Source organism: Paenirhodobacter sp., from assembly GCF_050177655.1.
In the GTDB taxonomy this organism is placed as follows: Bacteria; Pseudomonadota; Alphaproteobacteria; order Rhodobacterales; family Rhodobacteraceae; genus Rhodobacter.
The window spans coordinates 1-22,172 of the sequence record NZ_JBFXGV010000022.1; the positions used below are offsets into that span (position 1 = coordinate 1).

Below are 22,172 nucleotides of genomic sequence, written 5' to 3' on the forward strand. Positions count from 1 at the left end.
AACCGCATGTCCGACACCGCTGTGGCGATGGGCAAGCTGATCTGAGGCCGGAGGGGGCGCTGCCCCCGCCGAGGCCCTGCCTCGGCCCCCCGGAGTATTTACGCCAAGAAAAAGGGGCTGCGGTTTCGCGGCCCCTTTTGTCTGGCCCTGCAGGCGCTGCAATGCTGCATTGCGGCAAATCCGGGTTGTTAGCGCAAACGAGAACCCCCATCTTGGCGCTTCGGGCAATCCGGCCCGGGATGACCCTGAGAGGGAAGAATGACCCAGTTGATCCAACGTCTGAGACATGCCGCGGAACGGCGGGCGCGCTACCTGCGCACCCGCGACGAGATCGCGCGGATGCCGCTCGACATCGCGCTCGATCTCGAGATCTACCCGGGCGATGCCGCCCGGCTCGCGCGCGAGGCGGTCTACGGCCGCGGCTGAGTGCGACGCACCGGCAAGACGACGAGGGAACGGGGCCTGCGGGCCCCTTTTTCTTGCGCGGGGGCAACACTGTCGCGGTTGTGATCCCCGCGCGCCCCGGGGCCGGTGGCCCTTCCCGGGGGCCTGTGTCAGAGTGTTGAGAACCCTTGACAATCTGGCCCGGAAAGGACTGGCCCTTGCTCAGCCCGACGCAACTTCTGCAGGAATTCGTCACGCTCTGGGTGGTGATCGACCCGATCGGCACGCTGCCGGTGTTCCTTGCGGTCACGGCCGGGATGAGCGCGAACCAGCGCCGTTCCGTCGCGGTGCGGGCGGTGATCGTGTCCTTCATCGTGCTCGTGCTTTTCCTGCTGCTCGGCCAGATCGTGCTCGAGGCGCTCGGCCTTGCCCTGCCCTCGTTCCAGATCGCCGGGGGGATCGTGCTCTTCCTCTTCGCGCTGACGATGATCTTCGGCCATTCGAAACCCGAGGAGGAGATCGCCGAGGCCGAGCGCGTGCGCCAGACCTCGGTCTTTCCGGTGGCGATCCCCTCGATCGCCTCGCCCGGCGCGATGCTCACCGTGGTGATCCTGACCGACAACGACCGCTTCTCGCTCGCGCATCAGGCGATCACCGCGACGTTGATGGGGGTGGTGCTGGCGGTGACGCTTGGCATCCTGCTTGCCGCGACGCCGCTGTTCCGGGTGCTCGGCACCACCGGGGCGGCGGTGATCAGCCGGGTGATGGGGATGATCCTCGCCGCCGTCGCGGTCGATGCGGTGCTGCGCGCGCTGGTCGCGGTGGGCGCGCTGCCCTCGTTTTCCTGAGTTCACGAAAGCCTCGCGCCCGGTGCGGCGTTCTTGAGCGGCGGTGAGTGAACCGCCGCCCGCCCTGCGCCGTTTCTTCCGCGGAGAGGCACAGGGCCTCCCCCCTGAGACAAGGGAGAATTTCCATGAAACCGAACACCCGTTTCCTCGCCCTGACGCTTGCCGGCGCACTTGCCGCGGCGCCCGTGATCCCCTCGGTCGCGGCCTTCGCCGAGACCCCGGCGCAGCCCCCGGCCGCGGGCGCGCAGGCCCCGGCGGCAAGCGCCACCGCCGCCTCGGACAAGGCGGTGCTGACCACCGTCGACGACGCCCGCGCCGCGATGCGCGACGTGCATCTCGCGCGGGTCGCGCTTTTCGACGGCGACAGCACCAAGGCCAAGGGGCTCACCGACGACGCGCTGAGCAAGATGCAATCGGCCCAGGCGAGCGAGGCCGACTGGGCGGTGCCCTCGAAGGCCGGCAAGGAGGGCCTGCGCTACCTTCCCTTCGACAGCTCGGTCGCGCTGAACGAGGATTTCGTCGCCACGCCGGAGAACACGAAGACGCTTGGCGACGCCAATGCGAAGATCGCCACCGGCGATTCGAAGGGCGCGGTCGAGGTGCTGCGCGCGCATGACATCGGCGTCACGATCAATGCCGCGCTGATCCCGGCGCGCGATGCGCTCGAGGAGCTGCGCAATGCCCAGACCCTGTTCGAGGGCGGGCATTTCTACGAGGCGAGCATGGCGCTGAAGGCGGTCGAGGACATGACCGTGATCGACAGCTGGAGCGCCGACGCGCTGCCCGATCAGCCCGGCCAGGCGACGCAGGCCGCGCAGGCGACGCCCGCCACCCCGGCCACCCCGGCCCCGGCGACGCCGGCCAAAAGCTGAGGGCGGAAATGACGACGGGGCCCCGCGGGGCCCCGTTCCGGCTAAGCCCGGATCAGAGGCCGAGCCGCTCGATCAGCCGTTCCTTCACCGCCGGGGTGACGAAGCGGGAGACGTCGCCGCCGAGCCGCGCGATCTCCTTCACCAGTTTCGAGGCGATCGCCTGGCGCCGCGCATCGGCCATCAGGAAGACGGTCTCGATGCTCGCGTCGAGCGCGCGGTTCATCCCCACCATCTGGAATTCGTATTCAAAATCGGCCACCGCGCGCAGGCCGCGGATGATCACGCTCGCCTCGACGTCGCGGGCGCAGTGGATCAGCAGGTTCTCGAACGGATGCACCACGATCTCGCCGCCGCAGCGCGCGGTGATCTGGGCGCATTCGGCCTGCAGCATCTCGACCCGTTCTTCCAGCGTGAACAGCGGCCCCTTGTCGCGGTTGATCGCCACCCCGATCACCAGCCGGTCGACCAGCGTCATCGCCCGCTCGATGATGTCGATATGGCCGAGGGTCACCGGATCGAAGGTTCCCGGGTAAAGACCGATGCGCATGGGGCTTCCCTCCTCTTGGATGCCATCACGAAAATGTCAGGGCACGCAACATCATTGCGTGCCCTTTTGCAAGTCTCGTGATGCCGCGCCGCAGCGTTCCTCCCCGGCGCCACGGCCCGGACCGGCTCAGTTGCCCATGATCATCCCGGTCAGCGCCTCTTTCTCCATGTGCAGATCGGAAAGCCGCGCCTTCACCACGTCGCCGATCGAGATCAGGCCGATCATCTCCTCGCCCTCCATCACCGGCATGTGGCGGAAGCGGCCCTCGGTCATCCGTTCCATCACCTTCTCGGTGGTGCAGTCGCGGGTGCAGGTGACGAGCTTGCGCGTCATCACCTCCTCGACCGAAAGCGTCAGCGCCGAGACGCCGTGGCGGCCCAGTTCGCGCACGATGTCGCGTTCCGACAGGATGCCGGCGGCGCGCTTGCCGTCCTCCGAAACGATCACCGCACCGATCTTGCGCGTGGCGAGCACCTGCGCCGCCTGCGCCAGCGTGGAACCCGGCATCACCGTCACCACACCGTCATCGCCCTTCGTCTTCAGGATCTGTTGAACCTGCATCGCATCCTCCCATGCTAGCGCTATCACGCCAGCGTTACCGGGGTGCGACAATCTGTCAAGTCGCCTGTGAGTTGCAATCGACCGGATCGCCCGCGGCCGCCTCCGCCTCGAGCCGCGCGATCTCGGCGCGCAGCCCCTGCCCCAGCGCCTCGGCCAGCCGCGTCAGCCGTTCGGAGCGACGGTCGTCGGCGTGCCGGATCAGCCAGAAGGTGCGCGCGATCGCGATCTCGCGCGGCAGCAGCCGCACCACGCCCGGGCAGAAGGGGATCGCGAAATCATGCACGATGCCCAGCCCGGCCCCCGCGCGCACCATCTGCATCTGCACCGAGACCGAGTTCGAGGCGAGGCCAAGCGTCTCCGCCCCGGTCTCGGCGAGATAGTCGAGCTCCTTGTCGAAGATCATGTCGGGGATGTAGCCGATCATCCGGTGCCCGCGCAGATCGGCGCGCGTGGCGATGGCGGGATGCGCCGCGAGATAGTCGCGATGCGCGGCGAGATGCAAGTGATAGTCGGAGAGTTTCTGCACCGTGAGCCGCCCCGCCGTCGGGCGCGAGACGCCGATCGCCATGTCCGCCTCGCGTTTCGAGAGGTTGAAGAGCCGCGGCAGCGCGACGATCTGAATCTCGAGCCCGGGGTTCGCGTCGCAGATCCGCGCGCAGACCTGCGGCAGAAGGTAATTCGCACAGCCGTCGGGCGCACCGATCCGCAGCTGGCCCGAAAGCGCGCCGCCCGCGCCGGACAGCTCCTCCTCCGCGCCGGAAAAGGCCTGTTCGGCGCGCTCGGCATGCGGCAGGAGCCGCCCGCCCGCATCGGTGAGCGCATAGCCCTGCGGCGATTTCACGAAAAGCTGCGCGCCCGCGACCTCCTCCAGCCGCGCGATCCGCCGCCCCACCGTCGCCGCATCGCATTTCAGCACCCGCCCCGCGCCCGACAGGCTCTCGGCCCGCGCCACCGCCAGAAAGATCCGCAGATCGTCCCAATCCATCGCTGCAACCTTTGCATTTCCGCAAAACGCTTTTGCCAGACTTTGCCTTTTCCGCGCATTTTCGCAAGGCTAGAGTGCCCGCAATCCAACAAGACACCCTGCACGACTTCGGGAGGAAAGAATGAAAGAGATCGGACACTGGATCGACGGCAAGCTGGTCGCGGGCACTTCGGGCCGCTTCAGCGAGGTGCTGAACCCGGCCACCGGCGAGGTGATCGCGAAGCTCGCGCTCGCTACCCCGGCCGAGCTGGACGACGCCGTCGCGCGCGCGGCTGCGGCGCAACCCGCCTGGGCCGCGACCAACCCGCAGCGCCGCGCCCGGGTGATGATGAAATTCGCCGCGCTCATCAACGAGCACATGGACGAGCTTGCCGAGCTCGTCTCGCTCGAGCACGGCAAGACCCTGCCCGACGGGCGCGGCGACGTGCAGCGTGGCCTCGAGGTGATCGAGGTCTGCATGGGCGCCCCGGCGATGCTGAAGGGCGAATACACCGACAACGCCGGCCCGGGGATCGACCTTTACGCGATGCGCCAGCCGCTCGGCGTCGTCGCCGGCATCACGCCGTTCAACTTCCCGGCGATGATCCCGCTGTGGAAGATGGGCCCCGCGCTTTCGGCCGGCAATGCGATGATCCTGAAACCGTCGGAGCGCTGCCCCTCGACCTCGATCCGCCTGGCGCAGCTCGCGCAGGAAGCGGGCCTGCCCGATGGCGTGCTGCAGGTGGTGAACGGCGACAAGGAGGTCGTGGACGCGATCCTCGACAACGAAACCGTGCAGGCGGTGGGCTTCGTCGGCTCGACCCCGATCGCGCAGTACATCTACGGCCGCGCCGCGACCAACGGCAAGCGCGCGCAGTGCTTCGGCGGCGCGAAGAACCACATGATCATCATGCCCGACGCCGATATGGACAAGGCGGCCGATGCGCTCGTCGGTTCCTCGATGGGCGCGGCGGGCGAGCGCTGCATGGCGATCTCGGTCGCGGTTCCGGTGGGCGAAGGCACCGCCGAGGCTCTGATCGAACGGCTCGTGCCGAAGATCGAAAAGCTCAAGGTCGGCCCCTATACCGCGGGTGAGGACGTCGATTTCGGGCCGGTGATCACCGCCCAGGCGAAGGCGCGGATCGAGGGGCTGATCGCCTCGGGCGTGGCGCAGGGCGCGAAGCTTGTCGTCGACGGCCGCGGGCTGAAGATCCAGGGCTACGAGAACGGCTTCTACGTCGGCCCGACCCTCTTCGACGACGTCACGCCGGAGATGGACATCTACCAGCAGGAAATCTTCGGCCCGGTGCTGACGATGGTGCGCAAGACGAATTACGACGACGCGCTGCAGCTGGTGATCGACAACGAATTCGGCAACGGCACCTCGATCTTCACCGCCGATGGCGACACCGCCCGCGATTTCGCCTCGCGCGTCAATGTCGGCATGGTTGGCATCAACTTCCCGATCCCGGTGCCGCTCAGCTACTACAGCTTCGGCGGCTGGAAGAAATCGGCCTTCGGCGACCTGAACCAGTACGGCCCCGACGCCTTCCGCTTCTACACCAAGACGAAGACGGTCACGGCGCGCTGGTTCTCGGGCATCAAGGACGGCGTCGCGCTGAACTTCAAGGCGCTCGACTGATACGGAAGGCCGCGCCCTGCGGGGCGCGGCTGCCTCCGGCGGGAGTATTTTCGCCAAGAAGAAATCCCGGCTTCTTCTTGGCGAAAATACTCCGGGGGAATTGGCCGCAGGCCAAGGGGGCAGCGCCCCTGCCCCCTTGCCAAACCCGTTTCGCGGGTTGAAAATTGAATAGATGTTCATTTCCAGAGTTTCGGGGAGGAAGCCGTGGATTTTGCGCTGAGCGAGGAACAACAGGCCATTTTCGACATGGCCCATGCCTTCGGGCAGGAGGAGATCGCCCCCTTCGCCCGCGCCTGGGAACAGATGGGCACGATCCCGAAGGCGCTCTGGCCGAAGGTCGCCGCGCTCGGGCTGGGCGGGATCTATGTCTCCGAGGACTACGGCGGCTCGGGGCTGAGCCGGCTCGACGCGACGCTCGTCTTCGAGGCGCTCGCCATGGCCTGCCCGGCGGTGGGCTCGTTCCTCTCGATCCACAACATGTGCGGCGGCATGATCGACAAATTCGCCGCGCCGGAGACGAAGGAACGGCTGCTCCCCGCGCTCTGCGCGATGGAAAAGGTCTACTCCTACTGCCTGACCGAGCCGGGTTCGGGCTCCGACGCCGCCGCGCTGCGCACCCGCGCCGAGGCCACGGCGGGCGGCTGGAAACTCAACGGCACCAAGGCCTTCATCTCGGGCGGCTCCTATTCCGACGTCTATCTGACGATGGTCCGCACCGGCGCCGAGGGGCCGAAGGGCATTTCCGCGGTCGTCGTCGAGGCCGGCACCAAGGGGCTCAGCTTCGGCGGGCTCGAGGAGAAGATGGGCTGGCGCGCGCAGCCGACCGCGCAGGTGCAGTTCGACGATTGCGAGATCCCGGCGGAGAACCTGATCGGCATCGAGGGCAAGGGCTTTGCCTATGCGATGGCCGGGCTCGACGGCGGGCGGCTCAACATCGCGGCCTCGGCGCTGGGGGGCGCGCAGGCGGCGCTGAACGCGACGCTGGGCTACATGGGCGAGCGCAAGGCTTTCGGGCAGTCGCTCGACCAGTTCCAGGCGCTGCAATTCCGCCTCGCCGAGATGGAGGTGAAGCTGCAATCGGCGCGGATCTTCCTGCGCCAGGCCGCGTGGAAGCTTGACCACAAGACCCATGACGCCACGAAATTCTGTGCGATGGCAAAGCTTTACGTCACCGACGCCGCCTTCGAGGTGGCCAATCAATGCCTGCAGCTGCATGGTGGCTACGGCTACCTCGCCGATTACGGGATCGAGAAGATCGTGCGCGACCTGCGCGTGCATCAGATCCTCGAGGGCACGAATGAAATCATGCGGCTGATCGTGAGCCGCACCATGCTGGCGGAGCGCGGATGATGGACAGCCCGACCGAAACGATGATCGCGCGCAAGGAGGGCCGCGCCGGGCGGCTCACCTTCAACCGGCCGAAGGCGCTCAATGCGCTCGACCACGAGATGGCGGAGGCGATCGAGCGCGCGCTCGACGCCTGGCGCGACGACCCCGAGGTCGCGCTCGTGGTGATCGACGCGGTGGGCGATCGCGCCTTCTGCGCGGGCGGCGACATCGCGGCGATCTACCATCAGGGCAAGGCCGGCGATTTCCTCACCGGGCCGCGGTTCTGGCGCGCGGAATACCGGCTGAACGCGAAGATCAAGGAATATCCGAAGCCGGTCGTGGCCTTCATGCAGGGCTTCGTGATGGGCGGCGGCGTCGGCGTCGGCGGTCATGCCAGCCACCGCGTGGTCGGCGACACGACGCAGATCGCGATGCCGGAGACCGGGATCGGGCTGATCCCCGACGTCGGCGGCACGCTGCTGCTGGCACGGGCGCCCGGGCGGGTCGGCGAATATCTGGGCGTCACCGGCAGCCGGATCAATGCGGCAGACGCGATTTATGCCGGTTTTGCCGATGCTTACGCGCCGGAGTTGATGTGGCCGGAGCTGATCGCGAAGCTTGTCGAGACCGGCGACACCGGCGCCCTGCCGAAGGGGCTTACGCCCGCGGAGAAGGGGCGCCTCGCCGATCGGCGCCCGCAGATCGAGGCGGGCTTCGGCGGGCGCGACATGCGCGCGGTGGTCGAAAGCCTCGAGGCGGCGGGCACGAAATTCGCCGAGGAAACCCTCGCCGTGATCCGCCGCAATTCCGCGCTCTCGGAGGAGGCGACGCTGCGCCTCGTGCGGATGACGCGGGCGACGCCCACGATCCGCGAGGCGCTGGAAAACGAGTTCCGCTTCACCCTGCGCGCGGTCGAGAAGAGCGACTTCCTCGAGGGCGTGCGGGCGCAGCTGATCGACAAGGACCGGACGCCGAACTGGCGCCACAGCCTTGCGACGCTGCCGCCGGCGCTGGTCGCGGAGATGCTCGCGCCGCTGCCCGCGGAGTGGCGGATCGACTTCGCGTAAGACTTCAAGAACACCGCGCAAATCATTGGGAGGAATGATGAAAGTCGGATTTATCGGACTTGGGAACATGGGCGGCCCGATGGCGGCCAATCTGGTCAAGGCGGGGCATGAGGTGGTGGGTTTCGACCTTGCCGCCCCGATGCCAGAAGGGGTTGCGAAAGCCGCGACGGCGGCCGAAGCGGCGGCGGGGGCCGAGGTGGTCATCACCATGCTGCCCAATGGCGCGATCCTGCGCGCGGTCGGCGCCGAGGCGATCCCGGCGATGGCCCCGGGCGCGGTGCTTTGCGACTGCTCGACGGTCGATGTCGAAAGTGCCCGTGCGGTGGCCGATCAGGCCGCTGCGGCGGGGCTTGGCGCGCTTGACGCGCCGGTCTCGGGCGGGGTCGGCGGCGCCACCGCGGGCACGCTCACCTTCATGGTCGGCGGCTCCGACGCCGCCTTTGCCACGGTGCAGCCGCTCTTCGAGATCATGGGCCAGAAGGCGGTGCATTGCGGCGCCTCGGGCGCGGGTCAGGCGGCGAAGATCTGCAACAACATGATCCTCGGCGTCACCATGATCGCCACTTGCGAGGCCTTTGCGCTGGCCGACAAGCTCGGCCTCGACCGGCAGAAGATGTTCGACGTGGTCTCCACCTCCTCGGGCTACAGCTGGACGATGAACGCCTATTGCCCGGCGCCGGGCGTGGGGCCGACCACCCCCGCGGACAATGGCTACAAGCCGGGTTTCGCCGCCGAGCTCATGCTCAAGGATCTGCGGCTGAGCCAGCAGGCGGCGGAGGCGGCGGATGCCGACACCCCGATGGGGCAGCTTGCCGCGGCGCTCTACACCGATTTCGTCGAAAGCGAGGGCGGCAAGGGCATGGATTTCTCGGCGATGCTGCCGCGGTTCGAGAAACGTCACCGCGGCTGATCACGGCTGCGCGATCTGATCCCGGGGCGCGACGGAAACGTCGCGCCCCTTCGTTTTTCCCTCAGATCCATGACATGAGGGAGGTTCCCGTGTCCGCGAAAACCCGTAATCCGATCCTGGCCGCGCTGGTCGCGGGGCTGAGCGTCAGCCTTGCGGCGCCGATGGCGCTGGCGCAGGGCACTGGCGCGCAGAATTGCATCATCCTGCCCGACGGCACCCGGCAATGCACCGGCGCCGGCCCGCAGGGGCAACAAGGCCAGCCCCCGCGCGCGGGGCAACAGCAGGGCCAACCCCAGAAATGGGGCCCGCAGCAGGGTCAGTCGTCGCAGGGTCAGCCCCCGCGGATGGGTCAGCAGCAGGGCCAGCCGCCGCAGGGTCAGCCCCCGCGGATGGGCCAGCAGCAGGGACAGCCGCCGCAGGGTCAGCCCCCGCGGATGGGCCAGCAACAGGGCCAGCCGCCGCAGGGCCAGCCCCCGCGGATGGGCCAGCAGCAGGGCCAGCCGCCGCAGGGTCAGCCCCCGCGGATGGGCCAGCAACAGGGCCAGCCGCCGCAGGGACAGCCCCCGCGGATGGGCCAGCAGCAAGGCCAGCCGCAGCGCGGCCAAGGGGCCCAGTTCGGTCAGCCCGACGGCACCCCCGGCCCGATGCCCGGCGCCTCGGCGCGGCGCGCCCCGGTGTTCCAGCAGGCACAGAACAGCCGCCTGCCGCCGCCGCCCGCGCATCAGCACTACCGCGTGATGAACGGCACGATCGTGCGCGTCGACAATGACACGCTGAAGGTCGTGGCGGTGATCGGGCTGCTCAGCGCGATCCTGAACTCCAAATAAGGCCACCCCCTCAATGGCGCGCCGGGCCTCCCGGCACGCCCTCCCCAACCAGAAAGAGCAGACATGACCTCGAATTTCCGCAAGCCGATCCTCGCCGCGCTGATCGCCGGTTTCGCGCTCAGCCTCGCCGCGCCGATGGCCAGCGCGCAGACGACGAAGGGCGCGCAGAATTGCATCCTCTTGCCGGACGGCACGCGCAAATGCGACGGCAACGCCCAGCCCGCGCAGAAGGCTCAGCCGGCGCAGAAGGCGCAGAGCACCCAGAAGGCGCAGCTCGCGCAAAAGGCCCAGCCGGCCCAGAAATCCACGCAGAAAACCACGCAAAAGGCCAAGGGCCCGGCCGTCGGCGATGGCGCGCGCAACGCCGCGGTGTTTCAGCAGGCGAAGAACAGCCGCCTGCCCGCGCCGCCCGCGCATCAGCATTACCGCGTCCTCGACGGCTCGGTCGTGCGCGTCGACGACAATACGCTGAAAGTGGTCGCCGTGGTCGGGCTGCTCAGCGCGATCCTGAACGACAACTGAAGACTGTGGCGCGCGCGGCGGTCTCCGCGCCGCCGCGCGCCCCTGCCCGCTTGCGCCCCGCGCCTGTGCGGGTAAAACCGGCCCATGGCCGACTGGATCTCCGAAACCCCCGCCTTCGCCGCGCTCGATGCCGAGTCGCGCGCCGCCCTGAGCACGCTCGAGGTCGTGGACCTGCCGCGCGGCGCGGTGCTGTTCCGCCCGGGCGATGCGGTCGCGGGTTTCGTCGTCGTGCTCTCGGGGCGGATCGAGGTCTATCTGAGCGGCGCGAACGGGCGCGAGCTGATGCTCTACGCGGTCGAGCCCGGGCAAAGCTGCGTGCAGACGACGCTCGGCCTGCTCGGCACCGCCGATTACGCGGGCGAGGCGATCACCGCGCGCCCGACCCGCCTCGTGATGATCCCGCGCGCGCTCTTCTTGCGGCTGATGGACCTCTCGCCCGGGTTCCGCGCGCTCGTCTTCGCCGCCTTCGCCGAACGGATGGACGGGATGATCCGGCTGATGGAGCGCGTCTCCTTCCAGTCGGTCGAATGCCGCCTCGCCGCCTGGCTCTGCGCGCAGGCCGAGCACGGCCGGGTGCAGGCGACGCATCAGGAGATCGCGAGCCGGATCGGCTCGGCGCGCGAGGTCGTCTCGCGCCGGCTCGACGCCTTCGCACGGCGCGGCTGGGTGCGCACCGAGCGCGGCGCGGTGGTGATCTGCGATCCGGCGGCGCTGAAAAAGCTCGCCCTCGCGGAGGGGTGAGCCGGTTCGGTGACCTTGTCACAGACGCGCCGCATCGGATGCGCTAGAAAGGGGCATCGCGCGCCCCCCGGGGCCGCCCCAAACCGGAGCAAACCCATGTTCAAGAAAAACGAAGGCAATCTCGACCGCATCCTGCGCATCGTCGTCGGGCTGGTGCTGATCGGCCTCTATCTCGTCAATCCCGCGGGCGCCTACAACTGGCTCGGCCTGATCGGCATCATCCCGCTGGTCACCGGGCTCCTGGGCAGCTGCCCGATTAACTCGATCCTCGGCATCAACACCTGCCCGATGATGAAGTGATCCCGCGGCGGCCCGGCCGATCGGCGCCGGGCCGCCGACACCGCCGCGAGAGGGCGGAACCGTCTCGCACCCCGGGCGTTTTCAGGTATCTTCCTCGAAAGGAGACCTGAAATGACCCGCACCCCCTTGCTTCCCGTGATCGCCCTGGCGCTTGGCGCCGCCCTCGTGCCGCTTGGCGCGAGCGCGAAGGATCATGGCCGGGACCACGGGCCCGAGGCCTATCGCGCCATGCCCGGCTGCCCGCCCGGCCTTGCGAAAAAGAACAACGGCTGCACCCCGCCCGGCCTCGCCAAGGCCAAACCGCAGGCGCGCATCTGGCGCCCCGGCGAGCGCATCACCACCGAATATGTCGTGCTCCGCGATCCCGCCCGCTACCGGCTCGATCCGCGCGCAACCTATTGGCGCAGCGGCGATTACCTCTACCGGGTGGACAGCCAGACCGGCAAGGTGCTGAACCTGATCGGCGCCGTCTCGGCGCTGCTGAACTGAGCCGATGCGGAGGGGCCTGATCCTCGCTCTCCTGCTTGGCCTGATGCCGCAGGGTCTGCGGGCCGAGCCCCCGGTGGAGCTGCCCGAGGGCGCCTCCGCCTGCCGCATCCTCGCCGCGACCGGCGATCGCTTCTGCAAGTTCGGCAACCGATGGCGGTTGATGAACCCGCATCCGGCCGCCTATGCGGTGGGCGAGGATTTCCCGGTCTACGAACAGTCGATGCTGATGGATCTCGCGCGCTACGGGCTGCCGCCGGTCGACGGGCCCTGGCGCTACTACCTGCGCGACGGGTTCATCTACAAGGTCTCGGCACAGAGTGCGAAAGTGGTCGAGGTGGTCGGCCGCGCGCGCCACCGCTGAGCGCGCAGGGGGCGCTGCCCCCGTCCTGCGGACTCCCCCGGGATATTTGGACACTATAGAAGCAGCCTTCTACAGAGACGAAATATCCCGGGGGTGAGGCCCAGAGGGCCGAGGGGGCGGCGCCCCCTATTCCGCCGCGGTCTTCATCCCCAGCATCGGCGCGAGGTAGCGCCCGGTATGGCTGCGCGGGTTCACCGCGACCTGCTCGGGCGTGCCCTCGGCGACGATCTCGCCGCCGCCGTCGCCGCCCTCGGGGCCGATGTCGATGATCCAGTCGGCGGTCTTGATCACGTCGAGATTGTGCTCGATCACCACCACCGTGTTGCCCTGATCGACGAGGCTGTGCAGCACTTCGAGCAGCTTGCGCACATCCTCGAAATGCAACCCCGTCGTCGGCTCGTCGAGGATGTAGAGCGTGCGGCCCGTCGCGCGGCGGGCAAGCTCCTTCGAAAGCTTGACGCGCTGCGCCTCGCCGCCCGAAAGCGTCGTCGCCTGCTGGCCGACCTTGATATAGCCCAGGCCCACCTCGACCAGCGCATCCATCTTCTCGCGGATCGAGGGGACGGCTTTGAAGAACTCCTGCGCATCTTCGACCGTCATCTCAAGAACGTCCGATATGTTCTTGTTCTTGAACTTGATTTCCAAAGTTTCGCGATTGTAGCGCTGGCCCTTGCAGGTCTCGCAGGTGACATAGACATCGGGCAGGAAATGCATCTCGATCTTGATCACGCCATCGCCCTGACAGGCCTCGCAGCGCCCGCCCTTGACGTTGAAGCTGAACCGCCCCGGCTTGTAGCCGCGCGCCTGCGCCTCGGGCAGGCCCGCGAACCAGTCGCGGATGGGCGTGAAGGCGCCGGTATAGGTCGCGGGGTTCGAGCGCGGCGTGCGGCCGATCGGGCGCTGGTCGATGTCGATCACCTTGTCGAGGTGCTCGAAGCCCTTGATCGTCTCGCAGGGCGCGGGGGTTTCGCGCGCGCCGTTGAGCCGCATCGCCGCCGTCTTGTAAAGCGTTTCGATCGTCAGCGTCGACTTGCCGCCGCCCGAAACGCCGGTGACGCAAACGAATTTCCCAAGCGGGAAATCGGCCGTCACCTGCTTCAAGTTGTTGCCACAAGCCTTTACGACAGTGAGATTTTTTCCGTTCCCCTTGCGACGCTCGAGCGGCACCTCGATACGCCGGGTGCCGCTCAGATACTGGCCGGTGAGCGAGGCCGGATCCTTCGCGATCTCCTCGGGCGTGCCGCGCGCAACGACGCGGCCGCCGTGAATGCCGGCCCCCGGGCCGATGTCGAAGACATAATCGGCGGTGCGGATCGCGTCCTCGTCATGTTCGACGACGAGCACGGTATTGCCCTGATCGCGCAGGTTCTTCAGCGTGCCGAGCAGCCGGTCATTGTCGCGCTGATGCAGCCCGATCGAGGGTTCGTCGAGCACGTAAAGCACCCCGGTGAGGCCGGAACCGATCTGGGAGGCGAGCCGGATCCGCTGGCTTTCGCCGCCGCTCAGCGTGCCCGCCGCGCGGCTCAGCGTCAGATAGTCGAGGCCGACATTCACAAGGAATCCAAGGCGTTCGCGGATTTCCTTGAGAATGGGCCGGGCGATTTCGTTGTTCTGCGCGCTCAACGCCTCGGGCACCGTGGACACCCAGGCGAAGGCCTCCTTGATCGACATCTCGACGATCTGGCCGATGTGCAGCCCGCCGATCTTCACCGCGAGCGCCTCGGGTTTCAGGCGGTAGCCGTGGCAGGCGCCGCAGGGGCGGTTGTTCTGGTAACGCTCGAATTCCTCGCGCACCCAGGCGCTGTCGGTCTCGCGATAGCGCCGCTCCATGTTCGGGATCACGCCCTCGAAGCTGCGCGAAACCTCATAGACCCGACCGCCCTCGTCGAAGCGGAACCGGATCTCCTCCTTGCCGGAGCCACGCAGGAAAAGCGTCTGAACTTCGGGGGCCAAGTCCTTCCATTTCTTGCGTTTATCGAAACCGTAATGTTTCGCCAGCGCGTCGATCGTCTGGGTGAAATAGGGGCTTTTCGACTTCGCCCAAGGGGCGAGCGCGCCCTGCGCGAGGGTCAGCGACTGATCCGGCACGACGAGGCGTTCGTCGAAGAACAGCTCGACGCCCAGCCCGTCGCAGGCCGGGCAAGCGCCAAAAGGCGCGTTGAAGGAGAAGAGCCGCGGCTCGATCTCGGGGATGGTGAAGCCGCTCACCGGGCAGGCGAATTTCTCGGAAAACGTGGTGCGGGCGGGCTCGGTGCCCTCGGGCGCGTCGGCAGGCAGCGCCTCCTCGAAAAGCGCGATGCCATCGGCGAGATCGAGCGCGGTGCGGAAACTGTCGGCAAGCCGCGTCTCCAGCCCCGCGCGCACCACGATCCGGTCGACGACCACGTCGATGTTGTGGCGGAATTTCTTGTCGAGCACGGGCGGCTCCTCGAGGTCGTAGAAGGCTCCGTTCACCTTGACCCGCTGGAACCCCGCCTTGCGCCATTCGGCGAATTCCTTGCGGTATTCGCCCTTGCGGTCGCGGATCACCGGCGCGAGCAGGTAGCCGCGCGTGCCCTCCGCCATCGCCATCACCCGGTCGACCATGTCCTGCACCTGGCTCGCCACGATCGGCAGGCCGGTCGCGGGGCTGTAGGGCGTGCCCGCGCGGGCGAAAAGCAGGCGCAGGTAGTCGTAGATCTCGGTCACCGTGCCGACCGTCGAGCGCGGGTTCTTCGAGGTCGTCTTCTGCTCGATCGAGATCGCCGGCGAGAGGCCCGAGATGTGGTCGACGTCGGGCTTGCCCATCATGTCAAGGAACTGGCGCGCATAGGCCGAGAGGCTTTCGACGTAGCGCCGCTGCCCCTCGGCATAGATCGTGTCGAAGGCGAGCGAGGACTTGCCCGAGCCGGAAAGCCCGGTGATCACGGTGAAGGCGTCGCGCGGGATGTCGAGATCGACCCCCTTGAGATTGTGCTCGCGCGCCCCGCGCACCTCGATGAACTTCTGCTCGGCCATTCTCGCCCCCAAACACACGCCTGCCCTAGATAGGGTAGCGGGGACGAGTCTCCAACCGAAATATGTGAACGAAGGCGGAACATCCTTTGCGCGCGATGCGCGGCCGCCCGTTTTTCACGCGAAGCGCCGGCGCGCGGCGCAGCGGAGGCGCCTCGCATTCACTTTCGCGAATATCTTTTGCGGCAGCGCGGCATTCCCCTTGACCCCTGCGCGCGATCTGCCACATCAGGGGCGATGCGGCACGCCCTCCGCGCGCGCCCCGCGAAAGAAAGGTTGCGAAGATGTTCAATTTCCTGCGTCCCTCGGGTGGTGGCAAGGTCGAGCGCATCGACCCGCGCGAGGCGGTGGCCAAGGTCGCCAAGGGGGAGCTCGTGCTGATCGACGTGCGCGACGGCATGGAAGTGAAGGCCTCGGGCAAGGCGAAGGGCGCGATCAACGTGCCGCTCGCCACGATCAAGATGAAATGCGATCCCTCGAGCCCGGAATGCCTCAAGGAGCTGTCGGTCGAGAAGCCGGTCGCGCTTTACTGTGCCTCGGGCGCGCGGTCGCAGGGCGCGGCGCAGATGCTTGCGGGCATGGGCTATCAGCATGTCTACAACCTCGGCGGGCTTTACGACTGGCACGCCGCCGGCGGCCAGGTGGTGCGCTGAGCCTCGGGCGGAGCTGAGCCACCGGCGGAGGGGGCGCTGCCCCCGCTGCTGACGCAGCCCCCCGAGGTATTTTCGGCAAGATGAAAGGGATCTCCGCGAGGAGATCGGAGGGGGGCGCTGCCCCCCTTTTCACTGCCGCGCGCGCCGGGCGCCCAGCCAGAGGTGCATCGCGATCCCGCCGAGGCAGAGCGGCAGGGTGAAGAGGGTGATCGCCGGCGCGCCGAATGCGCCCACCAGCGCGAGCAGCAGCGGGGTGCCGAGCGTGGTGCCGACATTGCCGAGCTGCGCGACCGCGCCGGCGGCTTTCGCGCGGCCCTCGGCGGTCGGGTTCAGCTCGGGGATCGCGGCGAAGCTGGCGCCCTGGGCAAAGCCGAGGCCCGCGGACATCAGGAAGACCGCGGCGACCTGCAGCGCACCCGTGCTCAGCCCCCAGAGCAGCGCGGCGAGCGCCCCGATCGCAAAGCCGATCTCGACCGTGCGCACCGCGCCGAGGCGCCGGGTGAGCTGCACCCCGATGCCGAGCGAGCTTGCGATCGAGAGGAGCGGCGTCACCGTGGCGGTGATCGCGTGGAAGCGCGGCGCGACGAGGCCCGGGGCCAGCGTCAGCACCGCGACGAAGATCATCGTGTAGAAGACGAAGCCCATCGCCGGCGCGCCGATCCGCGGGCTCGCGTAGATCGCGGCGTGATCGGCGAGCAGCGCGCCCAGGCGCAGCGGCGCGCCGGCGACCGCAGCCTCGGGCGGCAGCACGCGCCAGACCAGCGCCGCGGCGGCGAGCATCAGCGCGCCATGCAGCGCCCAGAGCGCGCCGGGCCCGTGGCTCGCGGCGAAGGGGATGCCGAAGGCCGCGGTGATCGAGAAGGCGAGGCCGAAGAAGGTCGACCAGAGCGTCATCGCCGCGGCCTGATCCTTTGGCGCGGCGGCGCCCGCGATCAGCACCGGCCCGGCGACGACGATGCTCAGATGCGCGAAGCCCTCGACGAGGCGCGTGGCGAGCATCAGCCCGAAGGGCAGCCCGACCGCCTGCACGGCGGAAAGCGCCGCCCCCGCGATCAGCGCGCCGACCAGCATCCGCCGCGCGCCGAGCCGCGCCACCGCGATCCCCGCCGTGGAGCCGAAGACGATGCCGACCGCCCCCACCACCGAGACGATCAGCCCAAGCCCCGCCCCCGCCCCCGCCCCCGGCCAGAGCGGCCCGAGGCTTTCGAACACAGTGGCGACCTTGGCGAACTGTCCCGCCGCGCAAAGCCCGGCGAACCAGATCGCGACGATCGCGCCCCAGCGCGTCTGCATGATCTCTCCGAAAGCGAAGGGGCCCCGCAGGGCCCCGGTGCCGTCACTCTGACGCCGCAGCGCGGCGGGTCAAGCGGTTTTGACCTTTCGGTCACATATGGATGGCCCGCCCGTAAGCGTCGAGCACCGCTTCGTGCATCATCTCGCTCAGCGTCGGATGCGGGAAGACGGTTTGCATCAGGTCTTCCTCGGTCGTCTCGAGCTGGCGCCCGACGACATAGCCCTGGATCAGCTCGGTCACCTCGGCGCCGACCATATGCGCGCCCAAAAGCTCGCCGGTCTTCGCGTCGAAGACGGTCTTCACCAGCCCCTCCGGCTCGCCCAAGGCAATCGCCTTGCCATTGCCGATGAAGGGGAAGCGGCCGACCTTGACGTCATAGCCCGCCTCCTTCGCCTTCGCCTCGGTCATCCCCACCGAGGCGACCTGCGGGTGGCAATAGGTGCAGCCGGCGATCGAGCCCGGCTTGATCGGATGGGCGTGCTTGCCCGCGATCAGCTCGGCCACCATCACCCCCTCGTGCGACGCCTTATGCGCGAGCCACGGTGCGCCCGCGATGTCGCCGATCGCGTAAAGCCCCGCCACCCCGGTGCGGCAGAATTCATCCACCACCACATGGGTGCGGTCGATCTTCACGCCGAGCGCCTCGAGGCCCAGCCCCTCGACATTGCCGACGATGCCGACGGCCGAGATCACCGTGTCGAATTCCGCGGTGGTGGTGCCCTTCGCATCCTCGAGATGCGCGGTCACGCCGACGCCCGGCTTGCGGTCGAGCTGCTTCACCGTGGTCTTTTCGAGGATCTTCATCCCCTGCTTCACGAAGGCCTTCTTGGCGAAGGCGGAGATCTCCGCATCCTCGACCGGCAGAACGCGATCCATCACCTCGACGACCGTGGTCTCGGCGCCGAGCGTGTTGAAGAAGCTCGCAAATTCGATGCCGATCGCACCCGAGCCGATGACGAGGAGTTTCTTCGGCATGCGCTTCGGCACCAGCGCGTGCTTGTAGGACCAGACGAGATCGCCGTCCGCCTCGAGCCCCGGCAGGCTGCGCGCCCGCGCGCCGGTGGCGAGGACGATGTTTTTCGCGGTAAGCTCCTCGCTGCCCTTCTCGGTCTTCACCGAGACGAGGCCGGGTTTGGGCAGCGTGGCCTCGCCCATCACCACGGTGACCTTGTTCTTTTTCAAAAGATGCGCGACGCCGCCGGACAGCTGCTTCGCCACCCCGCGCGAACGCGCCACGACCGCGTCGAGGTCATAGCCGAGGCCCTCGGCCTTCAGCCCGAATTCCTTCGCGCGATGCATCAGGTGGAAGACCTCGGCCGAGCGCAGGAGCGCCTTGGTCGGGATGCAGCCCCAGTTCAGGCAGATGCCCCCCAGATGCTCGCGCTCGACGACGGCGACCTTCAGCCCCAGCTGCGCGCCCCGGATCGCGGCGACATAGCCCCCGGGCCCCGCGCCGATCACGATCATGTCGAAGCTTTGAGACATCCTATGCCCTCCGTTTGAAAACTAGTTTGATATTAAACTATTTCAGAAAGGGCTTCAACGGGGCTTTTCCTGCCCCGTTTCCGGCAAACCCAGGGGGCAGATCCCCGCCCCCTGCCGGTCTCAGGCGGCGCGTTTCGCCGCGCCCTGCGCCCGCAGCGCCCAATCGTAGCCGCCCGCCCAGAGGAAGGCCGCCTCCTCGTCAGAGGAGCGCCGCCCGGCGAGGTCGTTGCGCCAGGGGAAACGTCCGAAGCGGCGGATCACCAGATGCCGCGCGCGGGCGTCGTGGATCGCGCCCTCGGGCATGCGCTCTTCGAAGAGGCGCAGGCCAAGTTCCTGCGCGCGCAGGTCTTCGGCGTGGATGAAGGGCATGTAGAAGAATTGCCGCATCGGCCCCTCGATCTTCAGATCGAAGCCCAGCTCGATCGCCCGGCTTGCCGCGGTCCGCGCGCGCTCGTCCGAAAGCCAGCACTCGCGACAGCCGCGGAACATCCGGCGCGGAAACTGATCGAGCAGCAAGGTCAGTGCCAGTGCCCCTTCGGGCGATTGCAGCCAGTGGTCCTGACTGCCGGACATCGCCCGGCGCCAAAGCCATTCGAAGCGCCTCCGGATCATCTGATCCAGTGCGGGATCGGTATCAAACCAGCGTTCCGGCCCGACAACATCGCGCCAGAACGCGATCACAGCGGTGATGCGTTCCATGCAGATTGCCTTCCAATTCAGCGAGAGTGGCGACAGAATTGCAACAAAATGGGCGTTTTTTCAAGTTCATTCGCCGATTTGACAGGATGTCGCAGAACAGACGCGAACGCGAGGTTGACAAGCGCACCGCAAGGCGGGGTGAAGCGTCACAATTGCATCAACTGCCCAGCACCCGGGCAAGAACTGCATGCAAATTACGCAACCAGGCCTGAAAAACTCGTTTCAGAAAAACCGACTCATCCGTTGATTTTACAGGATTTTCAGCATGCTACGGGATACCGGGGCAGCATGCGACGGGATACCGACTCAAGCCCCGGTCAATGCGACGGCGTGCCCTCCTGCGCCGCCTCGAGCGCATCGGCGACGGCGAGCGTCGTCGCCCCGGGCGAGAGCACCGCATAGGCGCCGGTATCGGCCGGATCGAGCGCGGGGCGGCGCGTCATCCGCCAGCCGGCATAGCCCATGACCCCGGTCATCAGGAGCGCGACGTAAAGGAAGAAACCGCCATTGCCGACCGTCTCCATCAGCCAGCCGGTGACGATCGGCCCGGTCATCGCGCCGACGCCATTGACGAACAAAAGCCCGCCCGAGGCCGCCGCCATGTCGGAGCTGTCGACATAGTCGTTGGTATAGGCCACGAGCAACGCGTAGAGCGGGTTCGCCACGCCGCCGATCACCGCGCCGAGCACGGTGAGCAGCCAGAAGGCCGGCGCAAGCGCGAAGGCCGCGAACATCGAGACCGCCCCCACCGCGGCGACGATCAGGATCAGCAGGCGCCGGTCCATCCGGTCGGAGATCCAGCCGATCGGATATTGCGCGACGAGCCCGCCGAAATAGATCGCGGCGACGAAGGTCGAGATCTGCGGCACCGAAAGCCCCGCGCGCGTGCCCCAGACCGCGGCCATGCCGAAGAGCGCCGAGAAGGTGCCCCCCATCAGGAACATGCCGACGACGCCAAGCGGCGAGGCGGTGAAAAGCTTGCGAAAGCTCAGCCGTCGCACCTCGGCGAAGGCGGGCGCGGGCGCCACCGAGAGCAGGATCGGCGTGAAGGCGACCGAGACCAGCACCGAGGGGATCACGAACAGCAGATAGCCCGCCGGATCGGCCGCGTTCATCAGCATCTGCCCGGCGATGATGCCGATCATCTGCACGATCATATAGGCCGAGAGCGCCTGGCCCCGGGTGTCATTCGTGCTCGAGGCGTTCAGCCAGCTTTCCGCGGTGATATAGACGCCCGAGAAGCTGAAGCCGATCAGCACCCGCATCGCCGACCAGGCGACCCAGTTCGGCACCGCCGCGTAAAGGATCAGCACCGCCGAGATCAGGCTCCCCAGCGCCGCGAAGACACGGACATGGCCGACGCGGCGGATCATCACCGGCGTGATCTGCGAGCCGAAGAGGAAGCCCGCGAAATAGGCCGACATCACCACCGACATCTCATAGGTGCCGATCCCCTCGATGCCGCCGCGGATACCGAGCAGCGTGCCCTGCATGCCGTTGCCGACCATGAACAGCATCACCCCCAGAAGGAGCGGCCAGGAGTTGCGCAGAACGGTCAGCATTTTCAGCTCCGGTTGGTGAAAGGGCAGATATAGGGTGCAGTCGCCCGAAGTTCAGGCAGAATTGCGACGTTCCGGTATCAGGAGCGACGCGTCGCCATAGGAAAAGAAGCGATAATTCTCCGCCAAGGCATGGGCGTAGACCGCCTTGATCCGCGCCGCGCCCATCAGCGCGGAGACGAGCATCAGGAGCGTCGACTTCGGCAGGTGGAAATTCGTCATCAGGGCATCGGTGAGCTGGAAGCGGAAACCGGGGTAGATGAAGATCTCGGTGGTGCCGCGGAAGGGGGCGATGCGCCCCTGCCCCACGGCGGCGCTTTCGATCAGCCTGAGCGCGGTGGTGCCGACCGGGATGATCCGCCCGCCCGCGGCGACGGTGGCGTTGATCTCCTCCGCCGCCTGCGCGGAAACCTCGCCCCATTCCGAATGCATCTTGTGGGTGGTGACGTCCTCGACCTTCACCGGCAGGAAGGTGCCGGCGCCGACATGCAGCGTCACCTCGGTGAACCCGACGCCCTTCGCATGGATCGCCTCGAGCAGCGGGCGCGTGAAGTGCAGGCTTGCCGTGGGCGCCGCGACCGCGCCCGAATGGCGGGCAAAGACGGTCTGGTAATCGGTCTTGTCCTGCGCGTCGGGGGCGCGCAGCGCGGCGATATAGGGCGGCAGCGGCATCGCCCCGGCCTCGGCCAGCGCGGTGTCGAAGTCGGGGCCGGTGAGGTTGAAGGCGAGGCGCAGCTGCGCCTCCCCGATCGCGACGACGCGGGCGGAGAGATCGGCGGAGAAGACGATCTCCTCCCCCTCGCGCAGCTTGCGCAGCGGTTTTGCGAGCGCCGTCCATTCGCCGCCCGGCGCGGGTTCGAGGAGCGTCACCTCGACCTTCGCGACCACCCTGCCCTGCCCGGTCATCCGCTCCCGCGTGCCCGACAGCCGCGCCGGGATCACCTTCGTGTTGTTCAGAATGAGCCGGTCGCCCGGGCGGAAAAGATCCGGCAGATCGCCGACATGCAGATCGCGGATCGCATCGCCCTCCGCCACCAGCAGCTTGCCCGCCTCGCGCGGCACGGCCGGGCGCGTCGCGATCAGCCCCTCGGGCAGATCGAAATCGAAATCCTCGAGCTTCATCG

At 67.8% G+C, this 22,172-nt stretch carries 23 protein-coding genes; 14 read left to right on the forward strand and 9 right to left on the reverse strand.

Annotated elements, in window-relative coordinates:
• Nucleotides 1-258: 258 nt before the first annotated feature.
• The 3 genes from AB7U46_RS09635 (at nucleotide 259) to AB7U46_RS09645 (ending at nucleotide 2,104) form a co-directional block, all read left to right on the forward strand.
• Nucleotides 259-426 carry a hypothetical protein gene (locus AB7U46_RS09635; RefSeq protein WP_428336750.1) on the forward strand — a complete coding sequence of 56 codons (168 nt, stop codon included), beginning with the start codon at nucleotides 259-261 and terminating at the stop codon, nucleotides 424-426.
• Between the two features lie 176 nt (nucleotides 427-602).
• Nucleotides 603-1,232 carry a MarC family protein gene (locus AB7U46_RS09640; RefSeq protein ID WP_428336751.1) on the forward strand — a complete coding sequence of 210 codons (630 nt, stop codon included), beginning with the start codon at nucleotides 603-605 and terminating at the stop codon, nucleotides 1,230-1,232.
• A gap of 125 nt (nucleotides 1,233-1,357) precedes the next feature.
• Entirely contained in the window at nucleotides 1,358-2,104 is a 747-nt protein-coding gene (locus tag AB7U46_RS09645) for a YfdX family protein (RefSeq protein ID WP_428336752.1), read from the forward strand.
• 52 nt (nucleotides 2,105-2,156) lie between these two features.
• Here the strand turns inward: AB7U46_RS09645 and coaD are convergent, their stop codons facing one another.
• The 3 genes from coaD to AB7U46_RS09660 all read right to left on the reverse strand — a co-directional run bounded on the left by coaD (nucleotide 2,157) and on the right by AB7U46_RS09660 (nucleotide 4,197).
• Nucleotides 2,157-2,651 carry a pantetheine-phosphate adenylyltransferase gene (coaD, locus tag AB7U46_RS09650; protein ID WP_428336753.1) on the reverse strand — a complete coding sequence of 165 codons (495 nt, stop codon included), beginning with the start codon at nucleotides 2,649-2,651 and terminating at the stop codon, nucleotides 2,157-2,159.
• 126 nt (nucleotides 2,652-2,777) lie between these two features.
• Nucleotides 2,778-3,212: a CBS domain-containing protein gene (locus tag AB7U46_RS09655; protein WP_428336754.1), complete on the reverse strand. Its 435-nt coding sequence runs from the start codon at nucleotides 3,210-3,212 to the stop codon at nucleotides 2,778-2,780.
• A gap of 55 nt (nucleotides 3,213-3,267) precedes the next feature.
• Nucleotides 3,268-4,197 (reverse strand): LysR family transcriptional regulator, encoded by a 930-nt coding sequence (locus AB7U46_RS09660; protein ID WP_428336755.1) that lies wholly within the window; start codon nucleotides 4,195-4,197, stop codon nucleotides 3,268-3,270.
• A gap of 121 nt (nucleotides 4,198-4,318) precedes the next feature.
• On the opposite strand from AB7U46_RS09660, the gene AB7U46_RS09665 reads away from it, so the two are divergent.
• The 10 genes from AB7U46_RS09665 (at nucleotide 4,319) to AB7U46_RS09710 (ending at nucleotide 12,364) form a co-directional block, all read left to right on the forward strand.
• Complete coding sequence (locus tag AB7U46_RS09665) at nucleotides 4,319-5,818, forward strand: CoA-acylating methylmalonate-semialdehyde dehydrogenase (RefSeq protein ID WP_428336756.1); 1,500 nt, start codon at nucleotides 4,319-4,321, stop codon at nucleotides 5,816-5,818.
• 204 nt (nucleotides 5,819-6,022) lie between these two features.
• Nucleotides 6,023-7,168, forward strand: a complete 1,146-nt coding sequence (locus tag AB7U46_RS09670; protein ID WP_428336757.1) for an acyl-CoA dehydrogenase family protein — start codon at nucleotides 6,023-6,025, stop codon at nucleotides 7,166-7,168.
• Nucleotides 7,168-8,214, forward strand: coding sequence for an enoyl-CoA hydratase/isomerase family protein (locus AB7U46_RS09675; protein ID WP_428336758.1), 1,047 nt, complete (start codon nucleotides 7,168-7,170; stop codon nucleotides 8,212-8,214). The genes AB7U46_RS09670 and AB7U46_RS09675 overlap by 1 nt, the downstream gene beginning before the upstream one ends.
• A complete protein-coding gene (gene mmsB / locus AB7U46_RS09680) occupies nucleotides 8,138-9,124 on the forward strand; it encodes a 3-hydroxyisobutyrate dehydrogenase (RefSeq protein WP_428336759.1) in 987 nt (328 codons plus the stop codon). The genes AB7U46_RS09675 and mmsB overlap by 77 nt, the downstream gene beginning before the upstream one ends.
• An 89-nt stretch (nucleotides 9,125-9,213) precedes the next feature.
• Nucleotides 9,214-9,951 carry a hypothetical protein gene (locus AB7U46_RS09685; protein WP_428336760.1) on the forward strand — a complete coding sequence of 246 codons (738 nt, stop codon included), beginning with the start codon at nucleotides 9,214-9,216 and terminating at the stop codon, nucleotides 9,949-9,951.
• Nucleotides 9,952-10,014: 63 nt separating this feature from the next.
• Nucleotides 10,015-10,473 carry a hypothetical protein gene (locus tag AB7U46_RS09690; RefSeq protein ID WP_428336761.1) on the forward strand — a complete coding sequence of 153 codons (459 nt, stop codon included), beginning with the start codon at nucleotides 10,015-10,017 and terminating at the stop codon, nucleotides 10,471-10,473.
• 84 nt (nucleotides 10,474-10,557) lie between these two features.
• Nucleotides 10,558-11,214, forward strand: coding sequence for a Crp/Fnr family transcriptional regulator (locus AB7U46_RS09695; protein WP_428336762.1), 657 nt, complete (start codon nucleotides 10,558-10,560; stop codon nucleotides 11,212-11,214).
• Between the two features lie 96 nt (nucleotides 11,215-11,310).
• The gene (locus AB7U46_RS09700; RefSeq protein ID WP_428336763.1) at nucleotides 11,311-11,514 is read left to right on the forward strand and encodes a YgaP family membrane protein; all 204 of its coding nucleotides are present in this window, start codon (nucleotides 11,311-11,313) and stop codon (nucleotides 11,512-11,514) included.
• A 111-nt stretch (nucleotides 11,515-11,625) separates the two neighbouring features.
• Nucleotides 11,626-12,003, forward strand: coding sequence for an excinuclease ABC subunit A (locus tag AB7U46_RS09705; protein WP_428336764.1), 378 nt, complete (start codon nucleotides 11,626-11,628; stop codon nucleotides 12,001-12,003).
• A 4-nt stretch (nucleotides 12,004-12,007) separates the two neighbouring features.
• On the forward strand, nucleotides 12,008-12,364 hold the full coding sequence (locus AB7U46_RS09710; RefSeq protein WP_428336765.1) for a hypothetical protein: 357 nt from the start codon (nucleotides 12,008-12,010) through the stop codon (nucleotides 12,362-12,364).
• A 126-nt stretch (nucleotides 12,365-12,490) separates the two neighbouring features.
• Here the strand turns inward: AB7U46_RS09710 and uvrA are convergent, their stop codons facing one another.
• Nucleotides 12,491-15,361 (reverse strand): excinuclease ABC subunit UvrA, encoded by a 2,871-nt coding sequence (uvrA, locus tag AB7U46_RS09715; protein WP_428336766.1) that lies wholly within the window; start codon nucleotides 15,359-15,361, stop codon nucleotides 12,491-12,493.
• A gap of 281 nt (nucleotides 15,362-15,642) precedes the next feature.
• Between uvrA and AB7U46_RS09720 the strand changes: the two genes are divergently transcribed.
• On the forward strand, nucleotides 15,643-16,011 hold the full coding sequence (locus AB7U46_RS09720) for a rhodanese-like domain-containing protein (protein ID WP_428336767.1): 369 nt from the start codon (nucleotides 15,643-15,645) through the stop codon (nucleotides 16,009-16,011).
• Nucleotides 16,012-16,140: 129 nt separating this feature from the next.
• Here AB7U46_RS09720 and AB7U46_RS09725 read toward each other — a convergent pair whose 3' ends face one another.
• The 5 genes from AB7U46_RS09725 to queA form a co-directional block, all read right to left on the reverse strand.
• Nucleotides 16,141-17,304, reverse strand: a complete 1,164-nt coding sequence (locus AB7U46_RS09725) for an MFS transporter (RefSeq protein ID WP_428336768.1) — start codon at nucleotides 17,302-17,304, stop codon at nucleotides 16,141-16,143.
• A gap of 91 nt (nucleotides 17,305-17,395) precedes the next feature.
• Entirely contained in the window at nucleotides 17,396-18,790 is a 1,395-nt protein-coding gene (gene lpdA, locus AB7U46_RS09730) for a dihydrolipoyl dehydrogenase (protein ID WP_428336769.1), read from the reverse strand.
• A gap of 120 nt (nucleotides 18,791-18,910) precedes the next feature.
• A complete protein-coding gene (locus AB7U46_RS09735; RefSeq protein ID WP_428336770.1) occupies nucleotides 18,911-19,489 on the reverse strand; it encodes a DUF924 family protein in 579 nt (192 codons plus the stop codon).
• Between the two features lie 317 nt (nucleotides 19,490-19,806).
• Nucleotides 19,807-21,051, reverse strand: a complete 1,245-nt coding sequence (locus AB7U46_RS09740) for an MFS transporter (protein ID WP_428336771.1) — start codon at nucleotides 21,049-21,051, stop codon at nucleotides 19,807-19,809.
• Nucleotides 21,052-21,102: 51 nt separating this feature from the next.
• Complete coding sequence (gene queA / locus AB7U46_RS09745) at nucleotides 21,103-22,170, reverse strand: tRNA preQ1(34) S-adenosylmethionine ribosyltransferase-isomerase QueA (RefSeq protein WP_428336772.1); 1,068 nt, start codon at nucleotides 22,168-22,170, stop codon at nucleotides 21,103-21,105.
• Nucleotides 22,171-22,172: the final 2 nt, after the last annotated feature.

What these genes read in the sequence shown, in the direction of transcription:
- AB7U46_RS09645 (WP_428336752.1), top strand. Translation starts at nt 1,358, where the DNA reads ATGAAACCGAACACCCGTTTCCTCGCCCTGACGCTTGCCGGCGCACTT.
- AB7U46_RS09635 (WP_428336750.1), top strand. Translation starts at nt 259, where the DNA reads ATGACCCAGTTGATCCAACGTCTGAGACATGCCGCGGAACGGCGGGCG.
- AB7U46_RS09695 (WP_428336762.1), top strand. Translation starts at nt 10,558, where the DNA reads ATGGCCGACTGGATCTCCGAAACCCCCGCCTTCGCCGCGCTCGATGCC.
- queA (WP_428336772.1), bottom strand. Translation starts at nt 22,170, where the DNA reads ATGAAGCTCGAGGATTTCGATTTCGATCTGCCCGAGGGGCTGATCGCG.
- AB7U46_RS09665 (WP_428336756.1), top strand. Translation starts at nt 4,319, where the DNA reads ATGAAAGAGATCGGACACTGGATCGACGGCAAGCTGGTCGCGGGCACT.
- AB7U46_RS09705 (WP_428336764.1), top strand. Translation starts at nt 11,626, where the DNA reads ATGACCCGCACCCCCTTGCTTCCCGTGATCGCCCTGGCGCTTGGCGCC.
- coaD (WP_428336753.1), bottom strand. Translation starts at nt 2,651, where the DNA reads ATGCGCATCGGTCTTTACCCGGGAACCTTCGATCCGGTGACCCTCGGC.
- AB7U46_RS09710 (WP_428336765.1), top strand. Translation starts at nt 12,008, where the DNA reads ATGCGGAGGGGCCTGATCCTCGCTCTCCTGCTTGGCCTGATGCCGCAG.
- AB7U46_RS09735 (WP_428336770.1), bottom strand. Translation starts at nt 19,489, where the DNA reads ATGGAACGCATCACCGCTGTGATCGCGTTCTGGCGCGATGTTGTCGGG.
- AB7U46_RS09720 (WP_428336767.1), top strand. Translation starts at nt 15,643, where the DNA reads ATGTTCAATTTCCTGCGTCCCTCGGGTGGTGGCAAGGTCGAGCGCATC.
- AB7U46_RS09740 (WP_428336771.1), bottom strand. Translation starts at nt 21,051, where the DNA reads ATGCTGACCGTTCTGCGCAACTCCTGGCCGCTCCTTCTGGGGGTGATG.
- AB7U46_RS09660 (WP_428336755.1), bottom strand. Translation starts at nt 4,197, where the DNA reads ATGGATTGGGACGATCTGCGGATCTTTCTGGCGGTGGCGCGGGCCGAG.
- AB7U46_RS09690 (WP_428336761.1), top strand. Translation starts at nt 10,015, where the DNA reads ATGACCTCGAATTTCCGCAAGCCGATCCTCGCCGCGCTGATCGCCGGT.
- AB7U46_RS09725 (WP_428336768.1), bottom strand. Translation starts at nt 17,304, where the DNA reads ATGCAGACGCGCTGGGGCGCGATCGTCGCGATCTGGTTCGCCGGGCTT.
- uvrA (WP_428336766.1), bottom strand. Translation starts at nt 15,361, where the DNA reads ATGGCCGAGCAGAAGTTCATCGAGGTGCGCGGGGCGCGCGAGCACAAT.
- AB7U46_RS09675 (WP_428336758.1), top strand. Translation starts at nt 7,168, where the DNA reads ATGGACAGCCCGACCGAAACGATGATCGCGCGCAAGGAGGGCCGCGCC.
- AB7U46_RS09700 (WP_428336763.1), top strand. Translation starts at nt 11,311, where the DNA reads ATGTTCAAGAAAAACGAAGGCAATCTCGACCGCATCCTGCGCATCGTC.
- lpdA (WP_428336769.1), bottom strand. Translation starts at nt 18,790, where the DNA reads ATGTCTCAAAGCTTCGACATGATCGTGATCGGCGCGGGGCCCGGGGGC.
- AB7U46_RS09655 (WP_428336754.1), bottom strand. Translation starts at nt 3,212, where the DNA reads ATGCAGGTTCAACAGATCCTGAAGACGAAGGGCGATGACGGTGTGGTG.